Origin of the sequence: Paenarthrobacter sp. NPDC057355 (genome assembly GCF_042667405.1) — a bacterium.
Taxonomy (GTDB): Bacteria; Actinomycetota; Actinomycetes; order Actinomycetales; family Micrococcaceae; genus Arthrobacter.
Window position 1 is genome coordinate 42,171 of the sequence record NZ_JBHVAL010000011.1, and the last position, 15,725, is coordinate 57,895.

A 15,725-nucleotide genomic window follows, 5' to 3' on the forward strand; every position below is an offset into this window, starting at 1 on the left:
AATTCAAAAGAATGCCGGGTCATTCCAGCCTACCTCCACCCCAGCCCCAGGAGTTCCTTTGCAGTCTTCGGAAGCTACGCATTCCAACACCCCGCAAGAGTCCAGGACAGTGCTGGTGACCGGTGCCACAGGGTACATCGGCGGACGCCTGGTCCCGCGCCTGCTTGAAGCCGGTCATCGGGTGAAAGTCCTGGTCCGCACGCCCCGGAAGATCGCCGGCGTGCCATGGCATGACGACGTAGAGATCATCGAGAACAGCCTGTCCGATGCCGACGGCCTCACCGAAGCCCTCCAGGGCGTGGACGTCCTGTACTACCTTGTCCATTCCATGGCCTCAGGCAGCGGTTTCGAGTCGAAGGAGGAAAGCATGGCGCGCTTGGTTGCGGGGGCAGCCACGGACGCCGGGGTGGGCAGGATCGTCTACCTCGGCGGCCTGCACCCGGAGAACACGCAACTTTCCACGCACATGCGCTCCCGCGAGACCGTGGGCAAGGTGTTCCTGGAATCAGCAGTGGGCTCGATCGTGTTCCAGGCCGGAGTGGTGATCGGTTCGGGCTCGGCGTCGTTCGAGATGATCCGGCACCTGGCCGACACGCTGCCGGTCATGCCCGCACCCAGCTGGGTCAACAACCGGATCGAAGCCATCGCGGTCCGGGACGTGCTGCATTACCTCGTTGCCGCTGCTGACCTTCCGGAGAAGCTGAACCGCTCCTTCGACATCGGATCCCGGGACGTCCTGAAATACAAGGAGATGATGAACGAATACGCCGTGGAACGCGGACTCCCCCGGCGCCTGGTGATCGCCCTTCCCGTCCCTGCACCCAAGCTGGCCGGCTTGTGGGTTGCCCTGGTCACCCCGATTCCGCTGTCCATGTCCCTGCCGCTGGTGCAGTCGCTGCAGCATGACGCGGTGTCGCGGGAGCACGACGTCGACCGTTACATCAAGCAGCCCGACGGCGGCCTGACGCCCTACCGCCGTGCCGTTGCGCTGGCGCTGGGCAAGGAACGGGACGGCCAGGTGGAGACTACGTGGGCCAATGCCGGAATCGACGCCGATCCTCTCCCCAGTGACCCCGACTGGGCCGGCTACAAGGTGTTCCTGGACGAGAGGACCTTCCACAGCGAGGCCAAGCCGGAGCACGTGTGGACCATCATTGAGGGAATCGGCGGCAAGAATGGCTGGTACTCCTTGCCTTTGGCCTGGAAGGTGCGCGGTTGGCTGGACAAGCTGCAGGGCGGCGCGGGGCTGTTGCGGGGTCGGCGGCACCCCAAGACACTGAACGCTGGCGAGGTAGTGGACTGGTGGCGGGTCGAAGCCATCGACCGCGGCCACCTGCTGCGGTTGCGGGCCGAAATGCGTGCGCCCGGCGGTGCGTGGTTGGAGTTGGGCGTCGAGCCCGACGGCGACGGGAGCCTCTACAAGCAGCGCGCCATTTTCTTCCCGCGGGGCTTGGCTGGCCGGCTCTATTGGTTGGGCGTGTACCCCTTCCACGGCTTCATCTTCCCATCGATGGCGCGCAATATCTCAGCCGCTGCAACAGAGCTCCAGGACGAAGCGCGTTCCAGTGAGTCCACCCGGACCCCGTAGGATGTTGGGAGCTAAAAAGCTTCACCACCACCATCCACGGAGGACCCATGGCCCTGAGTGCATCCACCACCCTGCCCCACAGCGTTGACCGCGTAGCGGCCGGCTTTGTCGACGAGGATTTCCTGCGCCACACCAGCGAATACGTGGGCGGCTCGCTGGAATCGTTCACCGTTGACGGCGACACCGCCGGCGCGTTCACCACCACCACGGTTCGCACGCTGCCCACCACCCGCCTGCCGGAGATCGCCCGCAAGTTCGTTGGCGAAACCCTGAAGGTGACCCAGACCGAGGAGTGGGAAGCCCCCGCTGCCGACGGTTCACGTGCCAGCAAGATCGCCTTGAAGATCTCCGGCGCCCCGCTGGACGTCACCGCTGTCCAGCGACTCGTCGCTGAGGGCGGGAGCACCCGGATCGAACTCGAAGGCAACGTGACGTCGTCGGTTCCGTTCCTGGGCGGAAAGATCGCTGACGCTGCCGAGCCCATGGTGGGCAAGGCTTTGGGCATCCAGTCGCAGCAGGCCCAGGCCTGGCTCGAAAGCCACTAGCATGCAGATTCCCGCAATCCTTGCGGTCATCCTGATCGTGGCCGGCATCTGGTCGCTGGTTGTGTGGCCGCAGTTCCTCAAGCGCGTCATGAAGGACCCCCGGGCCCGCGACGCCGCAGGCAAGGCCACCAAGTTCCTCACGGTCCACGTCGTCCTGGTTACCATCTCCATGGTGCTGGGACTCGCGACGGCGGTTATCGGGGTCGCGGGCCTTCTCGCCTGAGTTTCACCCAACTGGGTAACAGCTCCTGCTCCAATGACGACTCAATAGGACATGAGCTGTTACCCAGTTGGGTAAGATGGATTGTGGTGTGCCGGGAAGTCTGGTCGGCGGAGTCTTAGTGATACCCCGAACCAGGTAAGGAATTCCCGTGGCCCAGCACTCACCGCCTATCTTCTCCCGCTCCAGCTACCCGGAGTACCGCCGGATCCTCGCAATCCTCCGCACGGAAACTGTCGGTGGCGCGCTACTCCTGGCAGCGACAGTCATTGCCCTTATCTGGGCCAACTCCCCCGCGGCAGCCGGCTACTTCGCCCTCCGCGACCTCAAGCTCGGTTACGAACCCTGGCACCTTGAGCTCAGCCTCGGCCACTGGGCATCCGACGGCTTGCTCGCAGTCTTCTTCTTCCTGGCCGGCCTGGAACTCAAGCGCGAATTCGTGGCCGGGGAGCTCCGCAAACCTGCCCGGGCAGTAGTCCCGGTGGCGGCCGCGATCGGCGGAGTCGCAGTCCCGGCGCTGATCTTCGTCCTCTTCAACCTCGGATCACCTGAAACCCTCAAGGGTTGGGCAATCCCCACGGCCACGGACATTGCCTTCGCCTTGGCCGTCCTGGCGGTCATCAACACGCACCTGCCCGCTGCACTCCGGACGTTCCTGCTCACACTCGCCGTGGTGGATGACCTCATCGCGATCGGCATCATCGCCTTTTTCTATTCCACCGGACTCCAGCCGATCATGTTGCTGGCCGCCGCAGTGCCCTTGGCCCTCTTCACGTTACTGGTGCAAAAACGGATCCGCAGCTGGTATCTCCTGGTGCCGCTGGCCTTGGCAACCTGGGGATTCGTTCATGCCTCCGGCATCCACGCCACAGTGGCGGGCGTCCTGCTCGGTTTCGCCGTGCCGGTCTTCGCCAGCGGCAAGAAGGGCGAACCGGCCGAGGGTTTGGCCGAGCACTTCGAACACCGGCTCCGCCCCTTCTCAGCGGGGTTCGCTGTGCCTGTCTTCGCTTTCTTCTCAGCCGGCGTGGCCTTGGGCGGGCTGCAAGGAATGGGCGCAGCTCTCACGGACCCCGTGGCCCTGGGCATTGTTGCAGCCCTGGTGATCGGCAAGGCCGTGGGTGTTTTCGGCACCACTTTCCTGGTCACCAAGACCACCCGGGCCAGCCTGGATTCGAGCATCGCCTGGATCGACCTTTTCGGCCTCGCCCTCCTGGCGGGCATCGGCTTCACAGTCTCGCTGCTCATTGGCGAGCTGAGCTTCGGCGCCGGCTCGGCACACAACGACCACGCCAAGGTGGCCATCCTGGCAGGTTCCCTGATCTCGGCGCTGCTGGCCGCCGTCGTACTTAGGGCCCGCAACCGGCGGTACCGGCAGGTGCAGGCGGATGAAGAACGGGACGACGACGGCGACGGCGTGCCTGACGTCTTCTCGCGCGCCTAGTCGCAGGGGTACTTAGCTTGTGGTCGCCTGGTTGAGCGCATCCTCAGCGGCGACCCACGAAATCATGGCGCACTTGACGCGTGCCGCGTAGCGGGCAACTCCTTCAAACGCGGCGGCGTCGCCCAGGATCTCCGGATCAGCCTGTACCTTCCCGCGTGAGCGGAGGACCTCGCGGAAGTTGTCGATCACTGAGTGCAGTTCCGCCACCGACATGCCCTCCCCCAGCTCGCTCAGCACGGAGGCCGAGGCCATGGAGATGGAACAACCCGCACCATCCCAGCTGATCTGCTGCACGGTGCCGTCTGCGACGGCCAGCCGGAGCGTCACTTCGTCCCCGCAGACCGGGTTCAACTGGTGCGACTGGCCGGTGACGGCTCCCGAGGGTGCCTCGGTTCCGGCGAGCCCGCTGCCGTGCCGCTGCTTGGAATGGTCAAGGATGATCTGCTGGTACAGCTGGTCAAGACTCATGGTGCTGATGCCCGTTTCTTCGAAAAAGTCGTTGTGCTCAGGCCTGGAAGTAGGCCCGGACTCCGGAGACGGCGTCGAGGAAGGCATCGACGTCATCCGTGGTGTTGTACAGGTAGGTGCTCGCCCGGGTGGTGGCGGTCAGGCCGAGGCGGCGGTGGAGCGGCTGGGCGCAGTGGTGGCCGACGCGGACGGCGATGCCGCGGTCGTCAAGGAACTGCCCGACGTCGTGCGCGTGGACACCGGCGACGTCGAACGCGGCCAGGCCGATCCGCTCAGCACCCGACGCCGGACCAACAACGCGGATGCCCTCGATGCTCTCAAGGCCCTTGACCAGGCGCTGGCCCAACGTCGCTTCCCAGGCGTGGATGCGGTCGATTCCGGTTTCGGAAAGGTAATTCACGGCCGTTGCCAGCGCCACGGCCTGGGAGATGCGCTGTGTTCCGGCCTCGAAGCGCTGCGGCGCGGGCAGGTACTCGGCGCGTTCCATGGTGACCGTGGTGATCATGGAACCACCGGTGAGGAACGGTGGCAGCAAATCAAGAAGCTCCTGCTTGCCGTAGAGCACGCCGACACCCGTGGGGGCCAGCATCTTGTGGCCGGAGAACACCGCGAAGTCGACATCGAGTTTCTTCACGTCAACAGCCAGGTGCGGAACTGACTGGCAGGCATCCAGGACCACCAGCGAGCCCACACGTCGTGCCATGGCGACGAGTTCGGGCACAGGATTGATGGTGCCCAGGACGTTCGAGGCGTGGGTGAAGGCTACAAGCCGGGTCCGGCTCCCGATGATCTCCGCGGCAGCATCGAGTCGCAGCGCGCCGTCGTCGGTGATGGGGATGTACTTCAGCGTGGCGCCGGTGCGGAAGGCGAGCTCCTGCCATGGAATGAGGTTGGCGTGGTGTTCCATTTCGGTGACCACGATCTCATCGCCTGGGCCGATGGCCAGGTCCTTCAAGCCGGAGTTGCCGCGGCCCTGCGCTGCCCACAAGGCTGCGTTGGACAGGGCGTAGCTGATGAGGTTCAGGCCCTCGGTGGCGTTGGAGGTCCACACGGTTTCCTCGTACCGGGCGCCGATGAAGTCAGCTACGGTCTGGCGGGCGTCCTCGAAGGCCTCGGTCGCTTCGACGGCCAAGTGATGGGCTCCACGGTGCACGGCGGCATTGCGTTGTTCGTAGAATTCCTGCTCGGCTTCGATGACACTGAGCGGATTTTGGGAGGTAGCACCGGAATCGAGGTAGACCAGTGGCTTTCCGTTGACCAATTGATCGAGCACCGGGAAGTCGTTCCGGATCCGCAACACCTCCGCGTTGTCCATGGCATGCACGGACTGTTGCAACGAGACGGGAGTTGATACGGCAGTCAAGGGGCGCTCCTTGGGAAATCCTTCAGGGACTCTCCATTATCCCACGCAGGGCCCGATCAGGCGGTGTGCCGTTCAGCACGTCAGTTGCCCGCCCTTCCAGGGACCCATCCCAGCGGCGGCACCGTCTCACTGACGAGTACGCTGCGGAGCCGCTCAGCCAGGGCGGCCGACCTGCGGGCCGCGGCGGTACGTGAAGTGGCCTCGTACGCGACGGCCGCCTTGGCGTAGCAAAGGGCGGCGTGGGCGAACAGCCGGTCGGCGGACAGCGAGCGCCCTGCCGCTTCCAGCGCCCTGGGCGAACCCTCCAACAAGACCCCCGCAAAAACCCGCAGGGCCGCCCCGCCAGTACCTTCGACGACGGTAGCCGCCGCTGCCAGGCGGCTCAGGATGGCACCATTGTCGACGGCGGTACTGCTTGCGTTGAGCGTCACGAGGGAGAGGGCCTCAGCCTGCAGCAACACGGCGCCCTGGACGTGGAACTGCCCTGCCAGCGCGGTCAGGTTCGTGGCTGTACCCGACGCTACGTCCCGTGCTGCTGAAATGTAGAGGGCGCTGAGCTGTGGCAGGAGGCCTACGGGCGTCGAGTCGGCTGAAGCCCCTTCTCCGGCGCGACTACTTCGTTCGGCCCAGGCCAGGGCCGAAACCGTGTTTCCGCACAGCGACTCGCAGTAGGCCAGCATGGCCTGGGCCAGAGACCGCACTGGCGGCAGGCCGGCGTCGTACAGTTCCGCCAGCACCGCTTCCAAAGTGAGGCGCGCAGCCCGCGCGAACCCCTGGCTGAGCTGAACATAGGCCCGCGCTATGTCGGAACACCCGGCCAAATGGCTGGGCACGTTGTAGGCGGAATATTCCAGGAGCGGGCCCACGGCGTTCCAGCCGAGGTTGTAGCGCAGGCAGATCACGTGTCGAAGAAGCACGCCTGCCCGAAACGTTTCCATGGACGGATCGTTGCCCACGGCGTTCATGGCCTGGGTGGAGCTCACAAGGGCCTCCGACGCCTCACCGGAAAGGAGCAGCCGTTCAGCCTGGCGTACGCTCCCAGCGATTCGCCGAGCCGGGTCGTCCGCCCCGTCCCCTGCAGGCACATCACCGTGCACCGCACCCAACAGTTCCAAGGCCATCAGCCGGTGGCCGGCGTCGAGCTTCACCTCGTGCGGACCTGCGGCCGCCAGCTGGCGGAGGACCGGTGCTGCCTCGGCAATCCGGCCTTCGGCAATCAAAGCCCGCGCCCTGAGCATACGGGCTTCCTCCAGATGATCCGGCTCCTTGACCGCCGCGGCTGCCTTGATGACCAGTTCAGCGGTGGATGGGCGGTCCGCAACGGGCGCCGAGGCCAATAGAAGCTCGTCGGCAAGGTCCAGGCCGCAGTCCAGGGTCCAGGTCATCCACCGCAGCATACTCGGCGCCGTTTCACGGGTGAGCTCCGGTTCCTCGATTTGTTGGTGGAGGGCAAGGCTCCGGGACAGCGGGACTGCCAGCCTGGTGGCCTCGCCCCACAGCCATGAACCCATGCGAACCATCGGCCGCCGGCCTGGCATCAGCCTGATACGCCCCTCCGACACAAGACTATCCACGGCCCTCTGTCCAAAATGGCGTTCGAGGACGTCGAGGGCCACCGGCTCGGCCAGAGCAGCCAGTTCCAGTGCGAGCCGCTCCTCCGAAGGCCGCGCTTCGTTGTCGATCAGGACATGCTCCACAACACCGGGCCAGTAGCAATGGGCGCGGGGGTCGATTGTCCAATAGCCTTGCCGGCGCACCAGAAACCCTGCCCGCCGCGCGTCCTCCACTGCCAGGCACAGGAGGGCCACATTGAACCCACTCATCGCAGCAAGAAGGCTGCTGGCCCGTCGCTGGACGTTTCCGCCAAGAAGGGACACGCACACGGCATGCGCTTCCTTCAGCGTGAATGGCGGAAGGAGGTACTGCTCCATGAAGCCGTCTTCCCAGAGTTGATACAGGTCCTGGGGCAACGGGCGCCGGCTGTCCGCGGTGGCTACGAGTTTGGCGCCGAAACCTGGGATGAGCTGAAGCAGCACCCCAAGGGACGCCGGGTCAACGAAGTGGATGTCATCGACCAAAAGGACCAGCTGGGGACGGGAGGACAGGTTGCGGCGTTTGCCCCGCCGCTGCAGGGCCGGTGCCGAGTACACGTATCTGGCCGGTCCCAGCGTGCTGGTGAGTTCACGAAGGACGTGGAGTCCCGGCAGCGGGCCGCCAATGGACAATGCAGCGGCGGTTGGCGCAGCACCGGGCCCGTGCGCTGCATCGGCGCTGGCCGCCGCAGCGAAGCTGGTTCCAGCCAGGTGGACCGAGGCGCCGGGAACCCCCGCTGCAAGGACGCCATACTGGGTGGCGTTCAGGTTGCCGGTGAAGGTGCGGACGTCCATGGTTTCGGGGAGCCCGGCCCTGAGCGAGAGCAGCAAGTGGCTTTTCCCGGACCCCTTCTCTCCTGCCAACACGATGCCGCTGGTGGAGGGTGAATGAACCGTTGAAAGTACCAGCTCCAGCAACTGTGCCCTGTCGGAAAGCTGCGGGGATCCCAGCGTGGCTGTGACGGTATCGTCGTCCAGCCAAGGGTCCGGCAGCATGCACACTCCAATTGCGGCAGTCCCATGTCCGGGAAGGTCTGTTTGCGCGAATCGCGGGTCCCTGGCTTAGAAGCCGGCGGCGGCTGGGGGGAGAGTCTCGGTCTCAGAAGACTCTGTCGCCGCCGGCTTCGTTCAGGGCCGGACCACCTTCCGGTGGCCGGGGCATCGGCTAAAGAGACCACCGATGCGATTGATGCGACTTTCGGAATCCCGGTGATGCTTGGGGCTGAACCGTTCTTCCAAGATCAATATTGCCGGGGGTGGAAATGCCAAACACCAGTAATCGGTACTCGATTACTGGTGGGCATTTCGCCAGTCGATACTGTGTTGTACTCAGTACCCGGAGGGGGCACTACTTGGTTCCGACACGGAACACACGCCAATTACTCCAATGATTGGTTAAATCCTGCCGGATTTGGGCTCGAGGGGGCCGGGAGGCTTTGTGGGGTACTCAAGCGTGCACTGCGTCAGCGACGGACAGCAGCGCCAAGATCTTCACGACGACGGATGCCCAACTTCGCGTAGCTGCGGTACAAGTGGCCTTCCACGGTGCGGACCGAGACCATGAGCTTCTCCGCTATTTGGCGATCGGTGAGCCCCGAAACGGCCAGCGCAACGATGTCTTGTTCCCGGCGGGTCAATGGTACCGAGTGGTCAGAGTCGTTGTGCGGATCGCGGACCGGGGAGTCGCCCATGCTCGCCTCGCTCACGTCCCGCATGACGGCTGCCTGGCGGGCCTCGGGGCGTTTGCCTTCGGCGTCGAAGGTTGCTGCTGCCTTGTCGAACGCAGCGGCAGCCGGGCCCGGCATCCCTGCTGCGGACATGAGGTTTCCGGCGTTCACGAAACTTTGACCGGCGCCGCTGAGTTGGGCGGCGGCCAGCGACTGCCACCCTGCCGCCCAGGCTCCCGTCATCCGGGAGGCGGTTTCTTCGATGGATTCCGTGGCTCCGGCGTCCCCAAGCTCCGTCCTCAAGACCAGGTTTTGCAGGAGCAAGCCCGGCAACGCGTGCAGGCCCCCTGCTTCCGGCAGCTCCCGAAGCTTCTGCAGTCCGGATCCCTTGCCGAGAAGCTCATGGCCGGCCAGTGCGAAAAGGCCGGCGAGCGCCTCAACATAGCTGTTGCCCCTGCCCGGGACCTGTTCGCCCGCCAGCCGCTGGGCAAGCGAAGTGTTGCCGGACTTGGCTGCTGCGTAGAGCGCCAATGCGCACCCGAGGCTCCTGAGCAATTGGGGGTCCTTCACCCGGAGGGCCTCGACAGCCGGGGTGAGCAGTGCCATGGCCTGGTCCGTGCGGCCCTGCCGCAAAAGAGCCAGGCCTTTGAGTGTCTGGATGTCTCCCCCGAAGGTGATCAGCCCCATGGTCGAGCTCGCGGCGTACCGGTCAAGGGCGGCATCGGCTGCACTCCAGTCCCCCGCTTCCAGGGCTGCCAAGGCGTAACGGACCAGGACAAAATCGGCGAAATACAGCAAGTTGTCGCCGTATTCATCCAGCAGGACCAGTGCTTCGCGGCCGGCTTCGAGCGCAAGCCCGGGTTGCCCCTCGACAGTAAGGAGCTCGCACTGCATGGCCAGCAGGAAGACCCGATTCATGGCGCTGTCGGGTTCATCCGTCCGGAGCTCTTCGGCGAAGGAATCCAGCCCGTCCCGCAGTTCGCTGTAACGGCCCTCGTGGGCCAGCGCGGCCAACTCCAAAGTCCAGGCGTGCCGTTTGACCTGCATGGCCGTGGCGTCAGAGGGGCCGGTCCCATCGGTCAGCGATTTGGCTGCGGCCCGCGCGTCGGAGGCTATGTCCGACGCCGAATCCCCCCTCGCCGAGCGAGCGGCCGCCCACAACAAGCCTGCTCCCGTCGGTCCCATGGGATCAGCCTCAAGGAACCCGTTGCGCTCCCCCAGCAGACGCACGGCACTGTTGTAGTCGCCGTCGTTATAGCTGACCATTGCCATCACCGCGCGGGCGCGCGGTGACAGCTCCTCGGAGCGGACCTTCCCGGCAGCTGCAAGCGCCAGCGGATTCTGCAGGAGCTTAACGGCCAGGAACGCGGCGCGCAGGAGCAATTCGTCGTCGACGTCGGCACCGCAGTCCAGCGCCCAGCTCACCGTCCGCAACAGCCCCTCAGCGGTAGTGGGTTCCGAGGCAAGATGTTTCACTATCCGTTGCCGGATCTGGAGGCTGCGGGCGGGCGACACAATCTGGCGGAGTGCCTCGCTGTACATGGGGTGCCACATCTTGAGCGGGCTGCCGGCGCCGTTCGTGGGGACGACAAGCCTGTTGTCCATCAAGGACCGTACGGTGTCCCTGCCCACCTCCGCGTCCAACAAGGCGGCCGGGACGGGCTCGGACAAGGCAATGACGAACATCGCCTCCCGTTCAGCCTCGCTGGTCCGCAGGACCCTGTTCCTGACAACTTCAGCCAGGTTTTCGCCCCTTCCGGAAGGCCCGCGCGTCAATAGCCAAACGCCGTTTCGCCGAACCAGGTTGCCCTCGGCCCGCGAGTCGTCAAGCAGGCATCGCAGCAGCAGCGGGTTGCCTTCGGACAGGGCGTGCAGGACGTCCGCCGCACTGGGCATGACCGTTCCACCCAGGGTTTTCTCGACCAGCTCGGTGGCTGTCTCCTTGTCCAGGGGGTGAAGCTCCAGGCGCTCGGCGAGGCCGTCGTACCAGAGTTGAAGCAGGGCCGCCGGCAGACCGGGCCTGGGCCTGCTGGTGGCAACCAGCCGAGCCCAGCCTGCCGTGACGAGTTCGGCCAGGATCTGCGTGCTGCCTTCATCGAGGTCGTGCGCGTCATCGACCACGAGCAAAAGGCGCGCCCCTTCGCCGCCGCGGCGCTTCTCGAACTGTGACCAGAACTCGCGCAGGATGGCCACCGGAGAAGTGGCCTGCTCCACGGGCAGGTCCAACAAATACGGTGCCAGGACTCCAAAGGGCACGGCGGACAGCGCCGGGCTTCCGTGGATCCGCATCACCACCATTTCCGAGGCCAGGCGGGCTGCGATCTCGTCCGAAAACGCAGTCTTGCCGATGCCGGCGTCCGCCACGACCAGCACGGCCCCGGCACCTTCCTGACGCAATATCTCCAAGGCCAGCTCCAGATCGGTGTCCCGGCCCACAAGGTACTCAGCCAGCATGGGCAGCCCGCACGAAGAATGTGGATGCCGCCCGCCCTACCTCACAGGAGCCCATTAAGCTCGCCCCGAGACGACACACCGAGCTTGGTGAACACTTGGTATAAATGGCCTTCTACAGTTCGCACAGACACCCCAATATCCATCGCGATTTCGCGGTTGCTGACACCCTTTCCGGCGAGTTTAGCAATTTGGCGTTCCCGATCGGTCAATACCGGCGCGTCGGACCTTGGCTGGATGGGAAGCGCGGAGACTGAATGCTCCAGACGCTCCAACCTCAACTGGGCCGTCCGCGCCGTCGTGGTCTCCCCGGCATCCCGGGCGAAGTCCAACGCCATGGCCACACAACGCGCCTCCACCACCAGCAGATCAAGGGACGCGGCGGCATCGGCGGCTTCCAACAAGCTGCGGGAACTCTTGTTCAGGGAGCCGCGGGCGAGGTCACCGGAGATCTTTGCCAGCGGCCCCTGGCGGCGGCCCGCAATTTCCTCGAGCAGCCGGTACTCCTCGTCAGTGCCCTCAACGGTGGCCCCGAAAAGACAGATGCCCGCCGTCGTGTAACGCTGCTGGGCGATGTCGTCGCGGACACGCTCAAGCAGCCGCTCCTTCACGTCGGGGTCACCCATCCACCTGCCTGCCATCTCGGCGCAAAACACCGCAACGGATTCAGAGAAGTACATCCCCGCTCCCCTGCAGGTCCTGTACAGGTCCAGGTAGCGGCCGGCCTCAACAAAGTTGCCCAGCTGGGCATACGCGAAGGCAGTGGCGGCATAAGCCACTTTGTTCATGTTCATTGCGGGCCGGAGCTCCAACTGGGCAACCGCGGAGCGCAGCGGTTCGATGGCGCTGGCCGGTTTGCCTGCATAGGCATAGGCAAGGCCGACGCCCAACTCGGTAAGCGCTCCCCGGTACTGGAGGCGGGAGGGCCTTGAAGGAGTACGCCTCATCAATTCGATGCACTTGCGCCATTGGCCGGACAAGAGAAGAACCAGGAAAGCGTGCTTCGCGAATGCCTCTTCCAGCTGGGCCGGCCTGTCCGTGTCTGCCAAATGCCGTGAAACGCTTCGGGCGAGCTGTTGTGCCTCCATCTCCCGGCCCAGGATGCAGCGGGCTTCGATCAGGAAGAAGGACGAGCGAAGCCAGTGCTCACGGTCCTCCGCGAAGTCCTTCGCCAGTTCCTTCTCGAGGTCCTCAACCATGGACGCGTACTCGCCCATGAATGTCTTGTACTCGAAGTTGCACAGCTGCAGCCGGTTCCGGGCCTTGATCACTGTTGCCGATGGATAGTCGGAAGCCATCGCCTCAAGCCTTTCGAAGGCCTCCGCCAGGACACTTGGAACCATGGCGGACCGGCCGTCAATCCAGGTCATGGCCTGGCATTGTGCAGCTGTGACCTCCGCGAACTCCAGCGGGTCCAGTCCGGCGAGGTGCGCCTCGGAAATTTCGTCCAGCGCCTGGGCGGCATGCAACGGCAGGTCCAGCATGAGGTACGCGGCGGCTTTGAGCCGCTGGCCGCGCACCCATTCGACGTCGTTGGGACTCAATGAGACGGTGCATTGGATGGCGAAATTGGGATCGTAATCGTCCAAAGCAGCGACTCCGGCGGCAAGGGCCAAAGCCGGCGACGGCTGCGGCTCGTCCTCGCAGGCGTGCATCCAGGCTGCATAACTCAACAGGTCCCGGGGAGCCAGGCCACTGGGCTCCGGCTCTTCGGAACCGTGCAGCATCACCCGGAGTTCCCTCATGCGGCGCGTACTCAGCCAGCCGCGCACTACCTCGCCAACGTACGGGTCCCGGAGGGAAACCCAGTGTTCGCCCTCCCGCTCGACTGTGAGCAGGCCGGATTCCTCCATCTCCACCAGGACCTGTGGCCCGAAGATGGCTGCGAGAGCTACCAGGGTGGCGCGCTGCGCGCAGGCCAGAACTTCCACCACTGTCCTGTTGGCCTGCGGTTCGCGCGCCAGTCTGGACCGAACGAAGTCCTCCACCACCGTGGCGCCCTCGAGTGTGATCCGGTCGCGGAGGGTCCACACGGAGTCGTTAAGGACCAGATTGCCCCTGTGGCGCTGCTCCTCCAGGAGCGCGTGCAGCAGCATCGGATTTCCGCCAACGGCCGCATGCAAGGAGCCCGCCAGGGTTGTTGAGACATAGTGGCCCAGGACTGAGCCCAGCACCTGCTTGGTTTGTTCCTCGCTGAGCGTGTTCAGGTGCACCTCGCCCAGTTCACCGTCCAAGACCATCCGGTGGAAATCTGCTGGAAGATCACTGGCGCGCTGGACCGTAGCCACCACCTTGGCCGTACCCGTGGCCATCAGGTTCAGCAAGACACCGGTGCTCATGGGATCCATGCCGCCGGCGTTGTCCAGAATGAAGACGGTTTCCCGCCCCGCAGCTTCGGTCCTGATCAGGCTGGTTACGGCATGGAGGATGCCCGTGGGGGAACCAACAGCTTCCGAGGGCAAGCGGGCCAACAGGAACCCGAGGCAACCGTATGGGGTTTGGCCGTTGGCTACCGTATTGCGGAGCTGCAGGCTGTGGACCTTGGGACCGAGGGATGACACCACTGCACGCGCCAGGCCTGATTTGCCGATCCCACGCTCGCCCGTGAGGATCACCCCATAAGACTCCGGCGAGTCAAGATACTTGACGGCCTTGGATAGATCATGGCTCCGGGCCAGCAGTGACCAGGTCTGGCGGTCACTTGGTCCGCCCACGAGATCGGGAGCCGCAGCCCTCGCTGCGCCTCCACCGCTCCTGTTTAGCAACTCCGCCGACATCTGCATCCTTAGCTAACACAATCGCGATAGTCCCCCACCGCTCATCTGCGTACCATGCACACTACCTGCGGGCGCCGACAGTTTGTAGGCCTAAAGCTCGTCGAAGCAGTCAGTCTTTCATCAGGCTTTACTCAAGATTTGCTCAAGCTTTGGCGGGGTGGTGTTTCTGTTGGGCGGCCAGCAGGCCTTCGGCGATCAGAAGTTCCACCGCGTCGGCGGCCTCGTCCAGGAGGAAAGGGAGTTCTTTCTTCTCCGCAGTGGCGAAGTCCCGGAGCACGTAGTCTGCGGTATCCATGCGTCCCGGGGGCCTCCCGACGCCTACCCGGACCCGCAAATAGTCCTTGGTTGCCAATGCTTTGGAGATGTCGCGGAGGCCGTTGTGGCCACCCTCGCCGCCGCCGATTTTTAGCTTGACCGTGTTAAAAGGGATGTCGATCTCATCATGGACGGCAATCACATGATCGGCGGCAATGTCGAAGAACTTGCACAGCCCTGCCACAGGACCGCCGGAGACGTTCATGTAGGTCATCGGTTTGGCGAGCACCACGCGCGGGCCGCCAAGACCGAGGCGGCCTTCCACTACCTGGGCACGCGTTTTGTGGACCTTGAATTTCCCACCCATGCGGGAGGCCAGTTCATCCAGCACCATCTGGCCCACATTGTGCCTGTTGTTGCTGTACTCACTGCCGGGGTTGCCGAGGCCGACAATCAGCCAGGTGTCAGTCATGGTCTCATCCTAGGAAACGTTGTGCGACGCAGCGACGATAGGGGCGTCATGGAAAAGGAAAGTGGCCGGACCCCAAGGGACCCGGCCACTTCAAAGGCATCAGCCTCAAGCAGTCAGAGACTACTCGGCAGCTGCTTCCCCGGACTCCTCGGCTTCTTCAGCTGCGGCTTCCTCGGCAACGCGGACAACCAGGGTCTCGGCGTCGGCGAGCAGGGTGGAACCCTTCGGCAGGACGAGGTCCGAAGCGTGGACGTTCTCGCCGGCCTTACGGCCTTCGATGTCAACCTCGACGGCGGTGGGAACGTGGGTTGCCTCGGCCTCCAGGGAGATGGTGGTGGCTTCGAGGGTCGCGACAGCGCCCGGAGCAACTTCGCCGCTTACGTGGATTGCAACGTCAACGGTTACCTTTTCGCCGGCCTTGACGGTCTGGAGGTCAACGTGCTCGATGATCTGCTTTACCGGATCGCGCTGGATGTCCTTGACCAGCGTCAGGTGCTGCTCGCCGTCGACGTCGATTGCCAGGAGTGCGTTCGAAACGCGGACAGCCAACGTGGTGGCCTTGGCAGGCAGGTTGACGTGCAGCGGCTCTGCGCCGTGGCCGTAGATGACAGCCGGGATCTGGCCGGCCATGCGTGCACGGCGGGCGTAGCCCTTGCCGAATTCGGTGCGCAGTTCTGCGGTGAGCTTCTGCTCAGACATGTGTACTCCTTGATTACTGTGGCGCCCGGTCGGTATCCGGGCTGGTCTATCAGCAAGGGCGGAGGTCTGGAGACCTTCGACGCCCGGCTGAGGAGGCCGCGTGCAGCCGTTCCGCCTGTGTTGAAGGAGATGCAGACCCAGTCGATAACGGAGACCCGCAACCCTGGTCCACGAAAACGCGGACCGG

The 15,725-nt window shown here is 64.6% G+C and carries 11 protein-coding genes; 4 read left to right on the plus strand and 7 right to left on the minus strand.

Annotated elements, in window-relative coordinates; all coding sequences use genetic code 11:
• Positions 1-58 precede the first annotated feature (58 nt).
• The 4 genes from ACFUOZ_RS13385 (at position 59) to nhaA (ending at position 3,794) form a co-directional block, all read left to right on the plus strand.
• Positions 59-1,588, plus strand: a complete 1,530-nt coding sequence (locus tag ACFUOZ_RS13385; protein WP_377548862.1) for an SDR family oxidoreductase — start codon at positions 59-61, stop codon at positions 1,586-1,588.
• A 47-nt stretch (positions 1,589-1,635) separates the two neighbouring features.
• The gene (locus ACFUOZ_RS13390; RefSeq protein WP_377548865.1) at positions 1,636-2,133 is read left to right on the plus strand and encodes a DUF2505 domain-containing protein; all 498 of its coding nucleotides are present in this window, start codon (positions 1,636-1,638) and stop codon (positions 2,131-2,133) included.
• A gap of 1 nt (position 2,134) precedes the next feature.
• Positions 2,135-2,356, plus strand: a complete 222-nt coding sequence (locus ACFUOZ_RS13395) for an SCO4848 family membrane protein (RefSeq protein ID WP_377548867.1) — start codon at positions 2,135-2,137, stop codon at positions 2,354-2,356.
• Positions 2,357-2,504: 148 nt separating this feature from the next.
• Positions 2,505-3,794, plus strand: coding sequence for a Na+/H+ antiporter NhaA (nhaA, locus tag ACFUOZ_RS13400; protein ID WP_377548870.1), 1,290 nt, complete (start codon positions 2,505-2,507; stop codon positions 3,792-3,794).
• 12 nt (positions 3,795-3,806) lie between these two features.
• Here nhaA and sufU read toward each other — a convergent pair whose 3' ends face one another.
• From sufU to ACFUOZ_RS13435, 7 genes are all read right to left on the minus strand, one after another.
• Positions 3,807-4,262: a Fe-S cluster assembly sulfur transfer protein SufU gene (gene sufU / locus ACFUOZ_RS13405; protein ID WP_377549032.1), complete on the minus strand. Its 456-nt coding sequence runs from the start codon at positions 4,260-4,262 to the stop codon at positions 3,807-3,809.
• A gap of 37 nt (positions 4,263-4,299) precedes the next feature.
• Complete coding sequence (locus ACFUOZ_RS13410; protein ID WP_377548872.1) at positions 4,300-5,625, minus strand: cysteine desulfurase; 1,326 nt, start codon at positions 5,623-5,625, stop codon at positions 4,300-4,302.
• Positions 5,626-5,705: 80 nt separating this feature from the next.
• Positions 5,706-8,213, minus strand: a complete 2,508-nt coding sequence (locus ACFUOZ_RS13415; RefSeq protein WP_377548875.1) for an AAA family ATPase — start codon at positions 8,211-8,213, stop codon at positions 5,706-5,708.
• A gap of 467 nt (positions 8,214-8,680) precedes the next feature.
• Complete coding sequence (locus tag ACFUOZ_RS13420; protein ID WP_377548877.1) at positions 8,681-11,338, minus strand: LuxR C-terminal-related transcriptional regulator; 2,658 nt, start codon at positions 11,336-11,338, stop codon at positions 8,681-8,683.
• A 41-nt stretch (positions 11,339-11,379) separates the two neighbouring features.
• Entirely contained in the window at positions 11,380-14,112 is a 2,733-nt protein-coding gene (locus ACFUOZ_RS13425) for a LuxR C-terminal-related transcriptional regulator (protein ID WP_377548879.1), read from the minus strand.
• A 142-nt stretch (positions 14,113-14,254) separates the two neighbouring features.
• Positions 14,255-14,839 (minus strand): aminoacyl-tRNA hydrolase, encoded by a 585-nt coding sequence (pth, locus tag ACFUOZ_RS13430; RefSeq protein WP_377548881.1) that lies wholly within the window; start codon positions 14,837-14,839, stop codon positions 14,255-14,257.
• 120 nt (positions 14,840-14,959) lie between these two features.
• On the minus strand, positions 14,960-15,538 hold the full coding sequence (locus ACFUOZ_RS13435; RefSeq protein WP_377548884.1) for a 50S ribosomal protein L25/general stress protein Ctc: 579 nt from the start codon (positions 15,536-15,538) through the stop codon (positions 14,960-14,962).
• Positions 15,539-15,725: the final 187 nt, after the last annotated feature.